The following is a 16,328-nucleotide window of genomic DNA, read 5'->3' as shown; positions in this document are numbered from 1 at the left end:
CCCCGGCGGCGATCCTCTCGCCCGCCGGGGGTGGCGTCAATGGGCGCGCCCTTCATGCCCAGCGCGCCGGGCGCTTTTCGAGGAACGCGGCGATCCCCTCTTCGGCCTCGGGGCTTTCCCATGCCTCGACCAGCCGGTCGATCGTGGCCTCGATCACGGCCTCGTCGATGCGCGGGCCGAGCGAGCGGGCCAGCGCCTTGGCCCGCGCCGCAGCCCCGCGGGCGATCTTCAGATAGGGTGCCACCTCGGCGTCGACGGCGGCGTCGAGATCCGCCTCGGGCACCGCACGCGTCGCGATGCCAAGCCGCACGGCCTCCTCCGCGCCGAAGATCCGCGCCGACATAAAGACCTGCCGCGCCCGGCCTTCGCCCATCCGCGCGAGGACATAGGGCGAGATCGTCGCCGGGATGATGCCGAGCTTGGTCTCGGTGAAGCCGAAACGCGTCGTGTCGGCCGCCACCACCACGTCGCAGATGCAGGCCATGCCAACGCCGCCGCCATAGGCGCCGCCATGCACCCGGCCGATCAGCGGGCTGGACATGGTGTTGAGCGCACCCAGCATCCCGGCCAGACGCCGCGCCTCGGCGCGCCGCCCCTCGCGGTCGGCCCGGATCTGCGCCTGCATCCAGGTGAGATCCCCACCAGCGCAGAACACCTCGCCCGCGCCCTGCAGCACAACGGCGCGCGCCTGTGCGCCCTCGGCCGAGGCCAGCGCCGTCAGCTCGTCCATCATCTGCGCCGAAAGCGCGTTGCGCCGCTCGGGCGCGTTCAGCGTGACCGTCAGGACGCCGCGATCATCCGCATCCAGCTTCAGCGTCTCGTAGCTCATGCGCGCAGCTCCTTCGCAAAGGCCGCCGTCTCGGCCAGCCGCTTCGCGTCGAGACCTGTCTCGTAGCCGCGATCCTTCAGCATCAGCGCGAGCGCCTCGGTGGCAACGTTGCCCGCCGCGCCGGGCGCGAAGGGGCAGCCGCCCAGGCCGCCGATGCTGGCATCGAAGACGCGAAGCCCGCGTTCGAGGCAAACCTCCACGTTGTCGAGCGCGCGCCCCAAGGTGTCGTGGAAATGCCCGGCGAGCTTTTCGGCCGGGACGCGCGCGAGCACCGCGTCGAGCATCGCGTCCGTGTCCTCGGGCAGCGCCCGGCCCAACGTCTCGCCCAAGGAGATCTCGTAGCAGCCCATCTCCAGCAGCCGCGCCGCTACATCGGCCACGGCTTCGGGGTCGACCTTGCCGTCATAGGGGCAATGGGTCACGCAGGAGACGTAGCCGCGCACCGGCAGCCCGGTCTCTTTCGCAGCCGCCATGAGAGGGGCAAAGCGCTCCATGCTCTCGGCGATGGAGCAGCCGATATTGGCCTGGCTGAAGCCCTCGGAGGCCGAAGCGAAGACCGCGACCTCCTCGGCCCTGGCCTCACGCGCGGCCTCGAAGCCCCGCAGGTTCGGGGTCAGCGCCGCGTAGCGGATGGCGGGGTCGCGCGCGATGCCCGCCAATACCTCGGCCGCATCGGCCATCTGCGGCACCCGCTTGGGGTTCACGAAGCTCGTCACCTCGATGCGGGAGAAGCCGCAGGCCGAGAGCCGGTCGACCAGCGCGATCTTGGTCTCGGCGGGAATGATCCGCTTTTCGTTCTGCAGCCCGTCACGGGGCCCGACCTCGACGATCTCGGCGCGCTCACTCATCTTCCGGCTCCAGCGTCAGCAGCAGGTCGCCGTCGGAGACCTGCGATCCTTCCTGTGCGAGGATTTCGGCCACTACCCCGTCGCGCGGCGCGGTGAGGGTGTGCTCCATCTTCATCGCCTCGAGGATGGCGAGCGGCTGGCCCTTTTCGACCGTCTGCCCCGCCGTGGCGCGCATCCGTTTCACGAGGCCCGGCATCGGCGCGGCGATGGCGTTGCCGCCCGCCCCCGCCGCATCGGCGGCTGCCAGCGGATCGGGCAGCGTGAATACCCATGCCCTGCCCGCATCCCACACGGTGACGGCGGCGCCGTGCTTTGCGGCCTCGGCGCGAAAGCGGCGCCCTGCCACGGTCACTTCCAAGCCCTTGGTGTCACGTGAAACGCTGGTTTCCGTGCCTTCCCGATGCCAGCTTCCCGGCCCGTCGCGCAGGAGTGCGACGTCGAGCGTCTCGCCCTCGCGCTCCAGCGTCACGTGAATCTCGGAGGTGCCCCAGTGGCGGAAGCCCCTGAGCGCGTCCCAGGGATCGTCGCCCGCGGGCGGATGGTCGAGACCGGCTGCGGCGAGCGCGGCCAGCACCGGCACGTGATCGGGCATCGGCGGACGGGCGGTCAGCGCGTCGAGATCGCGGCCGATCAGGCCGGTATCGACCTCGCCCGAGGCAAACCCCTCATGCCGCAGCAGCGCCGCGAGAAACCCGAGATTGGTCACCGTGCCGCCGACCTGCGTGGCCTCCAGCGCGCCCAAGAGCCGCGCCATCGCCTCTTCGCGCGTGGCGCCATGGGCGATGACCTTGGCGATCATCGGGTCGTAATGCGGGGTGATGGCGTCGCCTTCGACGACGCCGGCATCGACGCGCAGCGCGCCCAGCTCGAAGTTCCACGCGTCGGGAAAGCGCAGCCGCTCCAGCCGCCCGGTCGCGGGAAGGAACCCGCGCTCCGCATCCTCGGCATAGAGCCGCGCCTCGAAGGCGTGACCGTCGATCGTCAGCTGGTCCTGCGACAGCGGCAGCGTCTCGCCGCGCGCGACCCGGATCTGCCATTCGACCAGATCGAGCCCGGTGATCGCCTCGGTCACGGGATGTTCGACCTGCAGGCGGGTGTTCATCTCCATGAACCAGAACCCGTCCTCGCGCAGCCCTTCGGAGCCGTCAGCGATGAACTCCACCGTGCCCGCACCGACATAGCCGATCGCGCGCGCGGCCTCGACCGCTGCCTGCCCCATCGCCGCGCGGACATGCTCGGGCATCCCCGGTGCGGGAGCCTCCTCGATCACCTTCTGGTGCCGACGCTGCAACGAGCAGTCGCGCTCGAACAGGTGCACGACGTTGCCGTGACTGTCGGCGAAGACCTGGATCTCCACATGGCGGGGCGCGGTCACGTATTTTTCGACCAGCACGGCGGGGTCGCCGAAGCTCGCCTTGCCCTCGGCCTGCGCACCTTCGAGCGCATCGGCAAAATCCTCGGCCCGCTCGACGAGGCGCATGCCCTTGCCACCGCCGCCCGCGCGCGCCTTGATCAGCACCGGGTAGCCGATGCGCTCGGCTTCCGCCGCCAGCATCGCGGCGTCCTGCCCCTCGCCGTGATAGCCCGGCACGACCGGCACGCCGGCCTCTTCCATGCGCTTCTTGGCGGCGTCCTTCAGGCCCATCGCCCGGATCGCGCTGGCAGGGGGCCCGACGAAGACCAGCCCGGCCGCTTCGACCGCCTCGACGAAATCGGGGTTCTCGGAGAGGAAGCCGTAGCCCGGATGGATCGCCTGGGCGCCGGTCGCGCGCGCAGCCTCGATGATCGCCTCGGCGCGCAGGTAGCTTTCGCCCACCGGCGCCGGGCCGATCCGCACCGCCTCGTCGGCGAGCCGGACATGCACCGCCTCGGCATCGGCGTCGGAATGCACGGCGACGGTCTTCAGCCCCATCCGGCGCGCGGTCGTGATGACACGTGCGGCGATCTCGCCGCGGTTCGCGATCAGTATCTTGTCGAACATCAGGCGAAATCCTCCACCAGCCGGAATCTCTCGCAGACCAGCATCATTTCGGGGTCCCAGCCCCCGTTGCGCTCGAAGTAGCGGCGGTGCCCGTCCCGCCAGCTCTCCAGCGTCTCGTCCTCGCCCTCGGCCAAGGCGAACTCGGCGTCCACGTCGCAGAAGCGGCGCTGGGTGACCTCGGTCGTCTCGATCATCAGCGCCGGGCTGCCGTCCCAGTTCAGAGCCACGTCACGGCGGCCAACCACCGGCATCGGCTCCTCGTCGAAGTCGCGCAGCGCGCTGCAGGTCCCCGTCTTGGCGCCGGAGCGAACCAGTGCAATCAGCTCGGCGGAAAGTTCAGGGCCGTCACCGAAGCGGAAGCTCACGAGATCCGGGTCCCGGGCCTTCAATTCCTCCATCGTCACCATTGCCGCCTCACATCCGGAACACGCCGAAGCGCGTATCGGGAATGGGCGCGTTCAACGCGGCGGAGAGGGAAAGCGCGAGCACTTCGCGGGTCTTGCGCGGATCGACGATGCCGTCATCCCAAAGCCGGGCCGAGGCGTAGAGCGGATGCGCCTGTTCTTCGAAAGTGTCGCGCAAGGGCTGCTTGAAGGCCCATTCCTCTTCCTCGGTCCAAGGCTTGCCCTGACGTGCCAATGCCTCGCCGCGCACCTGCGCCATGACGCCCGCCGCCTGCTCGCCGCCCATCACGCCGATCCGGCTCGCGGGCCAGGTCCACAGGAACCGCGGTGAATAAGCGCGGCCGCACATGCCGTAATTGCCGGCCCCGTAGGAGCCGCCGACGATCATGGTGACCTTGGGCACCTCGGTGGAGGCCACGGCCGTCACCAGCTTGGCGCCGTCCTTGGCGATACCGCCCGCTTCGTATTTGCGGCCAACCATGAAGCCGGTGATGTTCTGCAGGAACACCAGCGGGATGCGCCGCTGCGAGCACAGCTCGACGAAATGCGCGCCCTTGAGCGCGGCCTCGGAGAACAGCACGCCGTTATTGGCGATGATCCCCACCGGCATGCCCATGATGTGCCCGAAGCCCGTCACCAGCGTCTCGCCGTAGCGCGGCTTGAACTCATCGAGGCGCGAGCCGTCGAGCACGCGGGCCAGAAGCTCGCGGATGTCGTAGGGCTTGCGCGGATCGGCCGGGACGACGCCGAGGATCTCCTCCGGATCGTAGAGCGGCTCTTCGACGGCGCGCAGCACCACGCTGTCGGGCTTGCGACGGTTGAGCCCGGCCACCGCCTGACGCGCCAGCGCCAGCGCATGGGCGTCGTTGTCGGCGAGGTAGTCGGCCACGCCCGACAGCCGCGTATGCACGTCGCCGCCGCCGAGATCCTCGGCCGAGACGACCTCGCCGGTCGCGGCCTTCACCAGCGGCGGGCCGGCGAGGAAGATGGTGCCCTGCTCCTTCACGATGATGGTCACGTCCGACATGGCGGGCACATAGGCGCCACCCGCGGTGCAGGAGCCCATCACCACGGCGATCTGCGGGATGCCCTTCCCGCTCATCCGGGCCTGGTTGTAGAAGATCCGGCCGAAATGATCGCGATCGGGGAACACCTCGTCCTGGTTGGGCAGGTTCGCGCCGCCCGAGTCGACGAGGTAGACGCAAGGCAGGTGGTTCTGCTCAGCGATCTCCTGCGCGCGCAGATGCTTCTTGACGGTCATCGGGTAGTAGGTGCCGCCCTTCACGGTGGCGTCGTTGCACACCACCATGACCTCCTGCCCCTCGACCCGGCCGATGCCGGCGATCATGCCGGCGCCCGGCGCCGCGCCGTCATAGAGGCCATGCGCCGCCGTGGCGCCGATCTCCAGAAACGGGCTGCCCGGATCGAGCAGCCGGGTCACGCGGTCGCGCGGCAGCAGCTTGCCGCGCGAGACGTGCCGGTCGCGGGCCTTCGCGCCGCCGCCCGCGCGCGCGGCCTCGACGGCCTCGCGCACGGTCTCGAGCGCGGCATGCTGCGCGGTCCGGTTTTCTCCGAAGGCTTCCGAGGAGGGCGACAGTGCCGAACGCAGCACCGCCATCAGCGCACCTTCGCCATCAGCTCGCGCCCGATCAGCATGCGGCGGATCTCCGAGGTGCCGGCGCCGATCTCCATCAGCTTGGCGTCGCGGAAGATCCGGCTCACCGCGCTTTCATTCATGAAGCCGGTGCCGCCCATCGCCTGCACCGCCTGATGCGCGACCACCATCGCCTCTTCGGAGGCATAGAGCACGCAGGCAGCGGCGTCGGCACGGGTCACGCGGCCTTCGTCGCAGGCGCGGGCCACGGCATAGACATAGGCGCGGGCCGAGCCGAGCTTGGTGTAGATGTCGGCGATCTTGCCCTGCATGAGCTGGAAATCCCCGATCGGCTTGCCGAACTGCTTGCGCTCCGCGAGGTAGGGCATGATCTCGTCGAGGCAGGCGGCCATGATGCCGGTGCCGATCCCCGAAAGCACCACGCGCTCGTAATCGAGGCCCGACATCAGCACGCGCACGCCGCCGCCGACCTGGCCCAGAACGTTCTCGTCGGGCACTTCCACATTCTCGAACACCAGCTCGGCGGTGTTGGAGCCGCGCATGCCGAGCTTGTCGAAATGCTCGGAGGTCGAGAAGCCCTTCATGCCGCGTTCGATGATGAAGGCGGTGATGCCCTTGGAGCCCGCCTCGGGGTCGGTCTTGGCATAGACGACCAGCGTCTCGGCATCGGGGCCGTTGGTGATCCAGTACTTGGTGCCATTGAGCCGGTAGCCGCCGTCGATGCGATCGGCGCGCAGGCTCATCGACACCACGTCGGAGCCCGCCCCTGCCTCGGACATGGCCAGCGCGCCGACATGCTCGCCCGAGACAAGCTTGGGCAGGTACTTCTGCTTCTGCGCCTCGTTGCCGTTCAGCACGATCTGGTTGACGCAGAGGTTGGAATGCGCGCCGTAGCTCAGCGCGACACTGGCCGAGGCGCGGGCGATCTCCTCGACCGCGACGACATGGGCCAGATAGCCCATGTTCGCGCCGCCATACTCCTCGGGAACGGTGATGCCCAGAAGTCCGATATCGCCCATCTCGCGCCACAGGTCGGCGGGAAACAGGTTGGATGCGTCGATCTCGGCGGCCCGGGGCTTCACCCGCTCCTGCGCCCAGCGATGCACCGTCTCGCGCAGGCTGTCGCCGTCTTCACCCAGATCGAACCTCATCGCGTGATCGAACATCTCTACCTCCCTATTCCGCCGCGACTTGCTGCGGCGTGTCATTCATGATCGCGGCGCGCAGCGCGTCGCGCATCGGCGCCGCCTGCTCCATCGCCGCGAGTTTCACCGGCCCGAAGCCACGGATCTGGTCCGGCAGCTCCAGAAGCTTGAGGATCTCAGCGTCGCGCCCTTCTCCCAATCGCGCGAGCGCCAGATCCATGTCCTCCTCGTAGGCGCGGATCAGCGCCCTCTCGCGCCTACGCTCTTCGGTACGGCCAAAGACGTCAAGCGCTGTGCCGCGTAACCGCTTGCCCTGCGCCAGAAAACCGAACGCCTTGAGGATCCACGGCCCGAACTCGCGCTTCTTCGGCCGACCCTCGGCATCCACGCCGGGCATCATCGGCGGCGCGAGGTTGAAGGCGATCTTGTAGTCGCCGTCGAACTGCTTCCTGAGGTTTTCGGAGAACTCGGGCCGGGTGAAGAGCCGCGCCACCTCGTACTCGTCCTTGTAGGCGAGCAGCTTGGCGTAGTTCTGGGCCACCGCGCGGGCGATCTTGTCGGCCTGCGCATGGCCCTCCACCGCCGCGCGGACCTGCGCCACGCGGTCGGTGTAGCGCCGTGCCAGCTTCGCGTCCTGGTAATCGGTCAGGTGGCCGGTGCGATGCGCCACGAGCTGGTCGAGCGACATCTGCGCCTGCGGCAGATGCGGCGGCTCATCGGTCTCGCCCATCTCGCGGATCACCCGCGCCGGGTCCGCCGCCATGACGCGGCCCCAGTCGAAGGCATCGAGGTTGGACTGCACCGCCACGCCGTTGAGGCGCACGGCCTCGGCGATCGCCTCGCGGCCCACCGGGATGAAGCCCTGCTGCCATGCATAGCCCAGCATCATGATGTTGACCGCGATCTCGTCGCCGCACAGCTCGCGCGCGACATGGGCGAAATCGTGGAAATGCTCGGAGGAGCGCACCGTCTTCTCCACCGCGCGCATGACCCCCGCCGAACGAAAGTCGAAGTCGCGCTGGCGCACGAAGTCGGAGGTGGGCGATAGCTTGGTGCTCATCACCGCATGGGTGCGCTCCGCGTCGCACAGCGTGATGCCGTCCTTCGACGCGGCCACGACGCTGTCCGCGGCAAGCAGCAGGTCGGCGGTACCGGTCGCGATGCGCGGCGCCGTCGCCGGACGTTCATGCGTCGAGATGCGGATATGGCTCAGCACCGCCCCGCCCTTCTGCGCGAGACCGGCCATGTCGAGGATCATCGGCGACAGACCCTCCATATGCGCCGCCACGCCCAGAAGCGCGCCAATGGTCAGCACGCCGGTGCCGCCGACGCCGGTGACGGCGATGTTCCACGGCCGGGTAATTTCGGGCAGCGTCGGCTCGGGCAGGCCCGAGACATCGGGGCCCTCGGCGGCCGGGCGCTTGTGCAGTTTGCCGCCGCGCACGGTGACGAAGCTGGGGCAGAAGCCTTTCAGGCAGGAGAAGTCCTTGTTGCAGGCCGACTGGTTGATCTGGCGCTTGCGGCCCAGCTCGGTTTCCAGCGGCTCGACCGCGATGCAGTTCGACTGCACCGAGCAATCGCCGCAGCCTTCGCAGACCGCCGGATCGATATGCACGCGCATATCCGGGTCCGGGGCCTTGCCGCGTTTGCGGCGGCGACGCAGTTCGGCGGCGCAGGTCTGGACATAGACCATGACCGTGACGCCCTCGATCTCGCGCAGCTCCTTCATCACCGCGTCGACATCGTCGCGGTGACGGATCTCGGTGCCGGGGGCGAGGTCGACGCGGTCGTAATTCTCGGGATGGTCTGAGAGCAGAACGATCTTCGCCACGTTCTCATGCGCGACCTGATGCGTCACCTGCTCGGGCGAGAGCGGGCCGTCGACCTTCTGGCCGCCGGTCATGGCGACGGCGTCGTTGTAGAGGATCTTGTAGGTGATGTTGGCCTTTGCCGCGACCGACTGGCGGATCGCGAGATGGCCCGAATGGAAGAACGTGCCGTCGCCGAGGTTCACGAAGCGGTGCTTCTCGTCCGTGAATAGGCCGATCGAGGTCCAGGGCACCCCTTCGGCGCCCATATGGGTGAAGGTCTCGGTATTCCGGTCCATCCACTGCACCATGTAGTGACAGCCGATCCCGGCCATCGCCTTGGAGCCTTCGGGCACCTTGGTCGAGGTGTTGTGCGGGCAGCCGGGGCAGTAATGCGGCAGCCGGGTGATCGGCGCCTCATGCGCGGCACCGCGTGCATGGCCCGCCTCGAGCCGGCGCAGCTCGGCCTCGATGCGGTCGTGCAGCCCCTCGGGCAGGTCGATATGCAGGAGCCGGTCGGCGATGGCGCGGCCGACCGAACCCACGGTGAGGCCTTGGCTCAGCGACAGGAAGGGCCGGTCCTTCTCGTCATGCTTGCCGATGATGCGGGGCCGCACGTCGGCGCGCCAGTTGAAGAGCTGCTGCTTGATCTGGTTCTCGATGATCTCGCGCCGCTCTTCGACGATCAGCACCTCCTCGAGGCCTTCCGAGAAATGCCGGATGCCCTCGGGCTCCAGCGGCCAGGGCATGCGCACCTTGTAGAGGCGCAGGCCGATCGCCTTCCATTCCTCCGGCCCCAGCCCCATCTCGGCCAGCGCCTGGCGCACGTCCTCATAGGCCTTGCCCGAAGCGACGATGCCGAAGCGGGCATCGGGCGTGTCGATCGTCACCTGATCGACGCGGTTGGCGCGGGCAAAGGCCAGCGCGGCGAAACCCTTGTGCTCCTGCAGCCGCTCGTCCTGCACCAGCGGCGGATCGGGCCAGCGGAGGTTGAGCCCGCCTTCGGGCATCTCGAAATCGGTGGGCCGCAGGAACTGCCGCCGCTCCTGGCCGAGATCGATCACGGTGGAGGTCTCGACCGTCTCGGAGATCACCTTGAAGCCGACCCAGCAGCCCGAGTAGCGCGACATGGCGATGCCCAGCAGCCCGAGTTCGAGGAACTCATGCACCGAGCTGGGATAGAGCATCGGCATCAGCGCCGAGATGAAGGCGTGGTCCGACTGGTGCGGAATCGAGGAGGATTTGCAGGTATGGTCGTCCCCGGCGATGGCGAGAACGCCGCCCTGCGCCGAGGTGCCCGCGGCATTGGCATGCTTGAGCACGTCGCCCGAGCGGTCGACGCCGGGTCCCTTGCCGTACCACATCCCGAGCACGCCGTCCTTGCGGGCGCCGGGCGACAGGTGCAGCTGCTGGCTGCCCCAGACAGCGGTGGCCGCGAGATCCTCGTTCACGCCGGGCTGGAACTTGATGTCGAGCGGGTCGAGATGCCTCTTTGCCGCCATCAGCTGCTGGTCGTAGCCGCCCAGCGGCGAGCCGCGATAGCCCGAGATGAAGGTGCCGGTGTTCAGCCCCGCGGCGCGGTCGCGCCGCATCTGGGTCATCGGCAGGCGCACCAGCGCCTGAATTCCGGTGATGAAGACATGACCGGTTTCGGCCGTATATTTGTCGTCGAGCGACATTAGCGCGGTCATGCGCCCCTCCCCTGGCTTATGACAGGGAAAGTCTAGCGCCGCTTCAGCGAAACACGGTCACCGTTTTTTCAACAACTTGAGCAAAACGGCGTGACACTGTCACCTAATCGGACCTCTAATAGGAACCCTGTCACCAAGAGGACCTTGGATCTTCTTTGGGCATCCTTCAGCGGCATAGATCCTGCCGGTGATCACAGACGCGGTTCGATGCCCTCCGCTTCAAGCCAAACGGCCTGTTTGATGGAAAAACGGGAAATGCAGACGCGCGCCGGTTCGACCCGGCGCGCGTCTCGATTCGTGTCTCAGCCGACGCTGGCGAGCAGGCTCGCATTGCCGCCTGCGGCAGTCGTGTCGACGCAGACATGACGCTCGAGGAAGAGCCGCGACGGCGTGTCTTCCTCGGACAAGAGCGGAATCCGACGACCCTCGCGCCCGGCCAGCGCCGCCCGCACCGGGCGAAGCGCCTCGGCACCGCCGCGCAACGCCACCGCGTCGAAGCCGTTCAGCGTGCCGAGCGCCTCCGCCTCCAGCACCCCGTCGAGGCAGCCTTCACCAGACAGCCCCGGCGCCACGCCGACGGCTGCGCATCCGGCGGCCTTGGCCATCTCGATCTGCGCCTGCGCCTCTTCGGCCGATGGACCGAGACAGAGCACCGTGCCGCGCGGCACCACCGAAAGGCGGTTCGACTCGCCGGTCGGGCCCGGCAGGGTGACGGTGTCGCGCCGATCCGGGTCCGGCGTGGCGACATCGAGGAGCGCCTGCACCTTCTTGCTGGGCACCGCGCGACCATTGGCGGCCGGCGAGGCGATGCGCATCGGCTCGGTGAAGCGCGCGACGTAGCGCGGTCCACCGGCCTTGGGCCCGGTGCCCGACAGCCCCTCGCCGCCGAAGGGCTGGGAGCCGACGATGGCGCCGATCTGGTTGCGGTTGACGTAGAGGTTGCCGACATGCACCCGCCGCGTCACCTGCTCGACCCGCTCGTCGATCCGCGTGTGCAGCCCGAAGGTCAGTCCGTAGCCGGTGGCGTTGACCGCATCGATCACCTCGTCGATCTCGCCCGCCTTGAAGGTGGCGACGTGCAGAACCGGGCCGAAGATCTCGCGCTCGAGTTCCTCGATGCCGTTCAACCGGATCAGCGCCGGGCCGACATAGAAGCCGGTTTCGGGCGTCTCGAGCTGCCACATCAGGCGGCCCTCGGTGCGGGCCTTCTCGATATGCTCGACGATGCCCTTCTCGGCGCGCGCGTCAATCACCGGGCCGACATCGGTGGAATGCTTCCACGGATCGCCGATCCCCATCTCCTCGGCAGCGCCCTTGAGCATTTCGAGGAAATGCTCGGCGATGTCTTCCTGCAGGTAGAGCATCCGAAGCGCCGAACAGCGCTGGCCCGCCGACTGGAAGGCCGAGGCGACGATGTCGCGTACCGCCTGCTCGGGCAGCGCGGTGGAATCGACGATCATCGCGTTGAGCCCGCCGGTTTCGGCGATGAGCGGCGCGGTCGGGTCCATGTTGGCGGCCATCGCGCGATCGATGCCGATCGCGGTCTCGGTCGAACCGGTGAAGCACACGCCCGCGATGCGCGGGTCGGAGGTGATCGCAGCGCCCACCACCTTGCCCGCACCAGGCAGGAGCTGCAGCGCATCGCGCGGCACGCCCGCCTCGTGCAACAACCGCACGCCCAGCGCTGCGGTGAGCGGCGTCGCCTCGGCCGGTTTCGCCAGCACGGCATTGCCGGCCGCGAGAGCGGCGGCGACCTGGCCGGTAAAGATCGCCAGCGGGAAGTTCCACGGGCTGATGCAGGCAAAGGTGCCGCGTGCCGGGTCCTTCAGCTCCTCGCCGCGGGCAGCGTAGTAGCGCAGGAAGTCGACCGCCTCGCGCAGCTCGGCCACGGCGTCCTTGGGTGTCTTGCCCGCCTCGCGCGCGGTGAGAGCGAAGAACTCGTGGGCGTTTTCCTCGAACAGGTCGGCCGCCTTGCGCAGCGCCGCCCCACGAGTCGAGGCAGGGGCCTGCCAGCGCCGCGCATGGGCGATCGCCGTTTCCACATCGGCTTCCGAGGCCATCATCACCTCGCCCACCACGTCCGACGGGTCGGCCGGGTTGGTGACGGGGATGGTCTCGCCGCCCTCGGGCGCCTCCTCGGTGGCGAGGATCGGCTCGGAGCGCCACTTGGTGTCGCGGAATGCCGCGCGACCGGCGTCGAACTCGGCCAGCGCGTCCACCGCCGTCAGGTCCCAGCCGCGCGAGTTCTCGCGCTCGGGCTGGAACAGGGCGCGCGGATCGCGCAGCTCCTTCGGGCGCGGCGCGCCCAGCTTCTCGAACGGATCGGCGGCGACCACCTCGGCGGGCACGTTCTCGTCGACGATCTGGTTGACGAAGGAGGAGTTGGCGCCGTTCTCAAGCAGGCGACGCACGAGGTAGGCCAGCAGGTCGCGATGCGCGCCGACGGGGGCGTAGATCCGCAGCCGGGTGCCCGCCTCCATCTGCTTGTCATGCAGCGCCTCGCCCATGCCGTGCAGGCGCTGGAACTCGAAATCCCGGCGCTCGCCCGCCATCTCCATGACGGCGGCGACGGAATGGGCGTTGTGGGTGGCGAACTGCGGATAGATCCGGTTGGTCATGCCCAGCAGACGGTGCGCGCAGGACAGCCAGGCCACGTCGGTCGCGGCCTTCTCGGTGAAGACCGGGAAATCCTCCAGCCCCTCGACCTGCGCCCGCTTGATCTCGGTATCCCAATAGGCGCCCTTCACGAGCCGCACCATGATCTTGCGGTCGAGCTTCTCGGAAAGCGCGTAGAGCCAGTCGAGCACGCCGCCGACGCGACGCCCGTAAGCCTGCACCACCACGCCAAATCCGTCCCAACCGGCCAGCTCGGGGTCGGACAGCACCGCCTCGATGATGTCGAGCGACAGGTCGAGGCGATCGGCCTCCTCGGCGTCGACATTGAGGCCCATGTTCCCCGCCTTGGCGGCGCGGGCGAGCTTGGCCAGTCGCGGTACCAGCTCCTCCATGACCCGCTCGCGCTGGGCCTCCTCGTAGCGCGGATGCAGCGCCGAGAGCTTGACCGAGATGCCGGGATTGTCGCGGATGTCCTTCGACGTCGCTTCCCGCGAGATCCGGGCGATGGCGGTCTCGTAGCTCCTCATGAAGCCCGCGGCATCCTTGGCCGTCAGCGCCGCTTCGCCCAGCATGTCGTAGGAATAGGTGACGCCCTTCCTGGCTGGACCCTGGCTGCGCTTGATCGCCTCGTCGATATCGCGGCCGAGCACGAAGGTCTTGCCCATCTCGCGCATCGCGGCATGGGTCGCAGCGCGGATCACCGGCTCGCCCAGACGCTTGATCGCGCGGCGCAGCACGAGGCCCAGCCCATCGCCCTTCTCGTCGAGCACCTTGCCGGTCAGCATAAGCGCCCAGGTCGAGGCATTGACCAGCGGCGAGGCCGCACGGCCGAGATGGGCGCTCCAGTCGGAGGGCGTGATCTTGTCGTCGATCAGCGCGTCGATGGTCTTGGAGTCCGGCACGCGCAGCAGCGCCTCGGCAAGGCACATCAGCGCGATGCCCTCGCGGGTCGAAAGCCCGTATTCCGCGAGGAAGGCCTCCATGATCCCGGGGCGGGTATCGGTGCGGATCGCGCGCACCAGCGCGGCGCCACGACGGGTGGCCGCGGCGCGGGTTTCGGGCGTGATCGGGTCGCGCGCCATCAGATCCGCGAGCACCTCCGCTTCGTCGCGTCGATGATCGGCACGGATGCGCTGGCGCAGATCGTCAAGCTCGCTCATGGGCGGTCCCCTCTTGTGCATGTGTCCTCTCCATCCTATTCCTGAACAGCTAAGGCGCGTTTCCCGAAGATCGACGGAAAACGCGCCTTTTGCGCTGATTTCTTCGACTTCTGCGGGACGAACGATGAGCAATTCCGACACCGGCAGCCATCTCGACCGCACCGATTACCGCATACTCGCCGAATTGGCAGCAAATGCTCGGCTTCCGGTCACCGAACTGGCGGCGCGGGTCGGGCTGTCGAAATCGCCCTGTCAGGTGCGGCTGAAACGGCTGCAGGAAAAGGGCGTGATTCGCGGCTTTCGGACGGTGATCGACCCGGCCAAGCTCGGCCTCGACCACGTGGCCTTCGTCGAGGTGCGGCTCATGGACACCACCGAGAAATCGCTCGCCGCCTTCAACGCAGCGGTCCGAATGATCACCGAGGTCGAACAGTGCCACCTGATCGCCGGCAGCTTCGACTACCTGCTCAAGGTCCGCACCCGCGACATCCGCAGCTACCGCGAGGTGCTGGGCAGCAAGATCTCGGCCCTGCCCGGGGTGGCGGGCACCTCCACTTATGTCTCGATGCAGCCAATCATCGACGACACGATGTGACCTCTCACCATCGCGTCATCGCAGCGCCGCGCGATGGACGCCCGGAGCGGCAGACGCGATGATATGCCGTCTTCAGGAAAGCCTTTCTCATGCTCGACTCCGCCGCCCGCCGCCTGATCGATCCCGCATTGGACAGGGCAGGCCGGCGTCTCGCGGCGCTGGGCGCCACGGCCGACGCGGTGACGCTGGCCGGGCTCGCGCTCGGTCTTCTGGCAGCGGCACTGATCGCGCTGGGGGCGCCGGGCTGGGCGCTGTTGCCGCTTCTTGTGTCGCGCGTGGCCGACGGGCTCGACGGGGCGGTGGCGCGGGCCACGCAGCGCAGCGACTGGGGCGGCTATCTCGACATCGCCTGTGACTTCGCCTTCTACGGCGCGGTGCCGCTCGGCTTCGTCCTGGCAGATCCGGAGGCGAACGGCCTGGCGGGGGCGTTCCTGCTCGCGGCCTTCTACTTCAACGGTACGACGTTTCTGGGCTATGCGATCCTCGCCGAAAAGCGGGGCATGCAGACCCGCGCGCAGGGCATCAAGTCGCTCTACTTCTCGAACGGCTTGCTCGAAGGCACCGAGACGATCGCCTTCATCGTGCTGATCTGCCTGTTTCCCGGCGGTTTTCCGCCACTGGCGGCAATATTTGCCTCTTTGTGTTACATCAGCGGCACAGTCCGGATTATTGGAGCAAGAGCCCTGTTCCGGACATGAGATTAAACTGGCACCGGTAGGATGGACCTTCAGTCGAAGGGCTCCGTGGCGGATTCGCCCCGGGACCAGTGATCTTTGAGGAGCGCCGAACTTTGACTTCTGTCTCCGAGGCAGTTTGGGAAGACACCCGGACGATCTATGCTGCCCCGGCGGGTCCCGCGGCCAGAACCGCCGCCTTGACCGAAGTGATCGCCGGAACCTCCGTCGCCGCACCGACCATTCCTGCTGCCGCGCCGCGCCCCGAAGGCGGGATGACGCTGGCCAAGCGAACGCTCGACCTGTCGATGGCACTACTGCTCATCGCCCTCCTTTGGCCGATCATGCTGGGGCTCTGCGCGCTGCTGCTGGTGGCCGAGGGTCGACCGATCTTCTTCCTGCACGACCGGATGAGCACCCCCACCCGCCGTTTCAAGCTGATCAAGTTCCGGACGATGCGCTGCCACGGCACCAATGGTGGCGTGACCGGGGGCGACAAGGCGGACCGGATCTCCAAGCTGCAGCGCTTTCTCCGGCGCAGCCGTGCCGACGAGCTGCCGCAGCTGTGGAACGTGTTGAAGGGCGACATCTCGCTGGTCGGGCCGCGCCCGCCGATGCCCTATTATGTCGATGCCTATCCCGAGCTTTATGCCGAGGTGCTGAAGTCGCGCCCCGGGATCACCGGCCTCGCGACGCTGCGCTTCCACGCGCATGAGGAGGCCATTCTCGCGACCTGCACCACGGCAAGCGTAACCGACCGCGTCTATCGGCGCCGCTGCATCCACCGCAAGGCCCGGCTCGACCTGATCTATCAGGCGCGCCGGACCATCTGGATGGATCTGCGCCTGATCGGCGAGACGGCGCTGAACGTGGTGCGCCCGCGGCGCCGGCGGGCGAAGTGGTCCCAGAAGAACCGCCAGCAGGCCGCGAGCCGCTGACACCGATCGACCTGATGGGCGGCT

Annotated in this window: 11 protein-coding genes; 3 read left to right on the top strand and 8 right to left on the bottom strand. The window is 68.2% G+C overall.

The window, feature by feature from the left end; genetic code table 11:
• Positions 1–52: 52 nt before the first annotated feature.
• The 8 genes from T8T21_RS14325 to putA all read right to left on the bottom strand — a co-directional run bounded on the left by T8T21_RS14325 (position 53) and on the right by putA (position 14,097).
• Positions 53–829 carry a crotonase/enoyl-CoA hydratase family protein gene (locus T8T21_RS14325; protein WP_322336073.1) on the bottom strand — a complete coding sequence of 259 codons (777 nt, stop codon included), beginning with the start codon at positions 827–829 and terminating at the stop codon, positions 53–55.
• Positions 826–1,677: a hydroxymethylglutaryl-CoA lyase gene (locus tag T8T21_RS14320; protein ID WP_322336072.1), complete on the bottom strand. Its 852-nt coding sequence runs from the start codon at positions 1,675–1,677 to the stop codon at positions 826–828. Before T8T21_RS14320 ends, T8T21_RS14325 begins: the two co-directional genes overlap by 4 nt.
• Positions 1,670–3,658 (bottom strand): acetyl/propionyl/methylcrotonyl-CoA carboxylase subunit alpha, encoded by a 1,989-nt coding sequence (locus T8T21_RS14315; RefSeq protein WP_322336071.1) that lies wholly within the window; start codon positions 3,656–3,658, stop codon positions 1,670–1,672. Before T8T21_RS14315 ends, T8T21_RS14320 begins: the two co-directional genes overlap by 8 nt.
• On the bottom strand, positions 3,658–4,065 hold the full coding sequence (locus T8T21_RS14310) for an ASCH domain-containing protein (RefSeq protein ID WP_322336070.1): 408 nt from the start codon (positions 4,063–4,065) through the stop codon (positions 3,658–3,660). The genes T8T21_RS14315 and T8T21_RS14310 overlap by 1 nt, the downstream gene beginning before the upstream one ends.
• Positions 4,066–4,072: 7 nt before the next feature.
• Positions 4,073–5,680, bottom strand: a complete 1,608-nt coding sequence (locus T8T21_RS14305) for a carboxyl transferase domain-containing protein (protein ID WP_183472183.1) — start codon at positions 5,678–5,680, stop codon at positions 4,073–4,075.
• Complete coding sequence (locus tag T8T21_RS14300; RefSeq protein ID WP_183472185.1) at positions 5,680–6,843, bottom strand: isovaleryl-CoA dehydrogenase; 1,164 nt, start codon at positions 6,841–6,843, stop codon at positions 5,680–5,682. Before T8T21_RS14300 ends, T8T21_RS14305 begins: the two co-directional genes overlap by 1 nt.
• Positions 6,844–6,853: 10 nt before the next feature.
• The gene (locus T8T21_RS14295) at positions 6,854–10,321 is read right to left on the bottom strand and encodes an indolepyruvate ferredoxin oxidoreductase family protein (protein ID WP_322336069.1); all 3,468 of its coding nucleotides are present in this window, start codon (positions 10,319–10,321) and stop codon (positions 6,854–6,856) included.
• A 302-nt stretch (positions 10,322–10,623) separates the two neighbouring features.
• Positions 10,624–14,097, bottom strand: coding sequence for a bifunctional proline dehydrogenase/L-glutamate gamma-semialdehyde dehydrogenase PutA (gene putA / locus T8T21_RS14290; RefSeq protein ID WP_322336068.1), 3,474 nt, complete (start codon positions 14,095–14,097; stop codon positions 10,624–10,626).
• A 124-nt stretch (positions 14,098–14,221) separates the two neighbouring features.
• Between putA and T8T21_RS14285 the strand changes: the two genes are divergently transcribed.
• The 3 genes from T8T21_RS14285 to T8T21_RS14275 all read left to right on the top strand — a co-directional run bounded on the left by T8T21_RS14285 (position 14,222) and on the right by T8T21_RS14275 (position 16,304).
• Positions 14,222–14,692 (top strand): Lrp/AsnC family transcriptional regulator, encoded by a 471-nt coding sequence (locus T8T21_RS14285; protein WP_183472191.1) that lies wholly within the window; start codon positions 14,222–14,224, stop codon positions 14,690–14,692.
• A gap of 89 nt (positions 14,693–14,781) precedes the next feature.
• On the top strand, positions 14,782–15,390 hold the full coding sequence (locus T8T21_RS14280; protein ID WP_322336067.1) for a CDP-alcohol phosphatidyltransferase family protein: 609 nt from the start codon (positions 14,782–14,784) through the stop codon (positions 15,388–15,390).
• 251 nt (positions 15,391–15,641) lie between these two features.
• Positions 15,642–16,304: a sugar transferase gene (locus T8T21_RS14275; RefSeq protein ID WP_322337501.1), complete on the top strand. Its 663-nt coding sequence runs from the start codon at positions 15,642–15,644 to the stop codon at positions 16,302–16,304.
• Positions 16,305–16,328 lie beyond the last annotated feature (24 nt).

Origin of the sequence: Limimaricola variabilis (assembly GCF_034371605.1) — a bacterium.
GTDB lineage: Bacteria > Pseudomonadota > Alphaproteobacteria > Rhodobacterales > Rhodobacteraceae > Limimaricola > Limimaricola variabilis.
Note: the sequence above shows the minus strand (reverse complement) of the source record. Positions and strands in the feature narration are given on the sequence as shown.

Coding starts and splice junctions, on each gene's coding strand:
- T8T21_RS14300 (WP_183472185.1), bottom strand. CDS start 6,843: ATGTTCGATCACGCGATGAGGTTCGATCTGGGTGAAGACGGCGACAGC.
- T8T21_RS14325 (WP_322336073.1), bottom strand. CDS start 829: ATGAGCTACGAGACGCTGAAGCTGGATGCGGATGATCGCGGCGTCCTG.
- putA (WP_322336068.1), bottom strand. CDS start 14,097: ATGAGCGAGCTTGACGATCTGCGCCAGCGCATCCGTGCCGATCATCGA.
- T8T21_RS14275 (WP_322337501.1), top strand. CDS start 15,642: ATGACGCTGGCCAAGCGAACGCTCGACCTGTCGATGGCACTACTGCTC.
- T8T21_RS14310 (WP_322336070.1), bottom strand. CDS start 4,065: ATGGTGACGATGGAGGAATTGAAGGCCCGGGACCCGGATCTCGTGAGC.
- T8T21_RS14320 (WP_322336072.1), bottom strand. CDS start 1,677: ATGAGTGAGCGCGCCGAGATCGTCGAGGTCGGGCCCCGTGACGGGCTG.
- T8T21_RS14315 (WP_322336071.1), bottom strand. CDS start 3,658: ATGTTCGACAAGATACTGATCGCGAACCGCGGCGAGATCGCCGCACGT.
- T8T21_RS14280 (WP_322336067.1), top strand. CDS start 14,782: ATGCTCGACTCCGCCGCCCGCCGCCTGATCGATCCCGCATTGGACAGG.
- T8T21_RS14295 (WP_322336069.1), bottom strand. CDS start 10,321: ATGACCGCGCTAATGTCGCTCGACGACAAATATACGGCCGAAACCGGT.
- T8T21_RS14305 (WP_183472183.1), bottom strand. CDS start 5,680: ATGGCGGTGCTGCGTTCGGCACTGTCGCCCTCCTCGGAAGCCTTCGGA.
- T8T21_RS14285 (WP_183472191.1), top strand. CDS start 14,222: ATGAGCAATTCCGACACCGGCAGCCATCTCGACCGCACCGATTACCGC.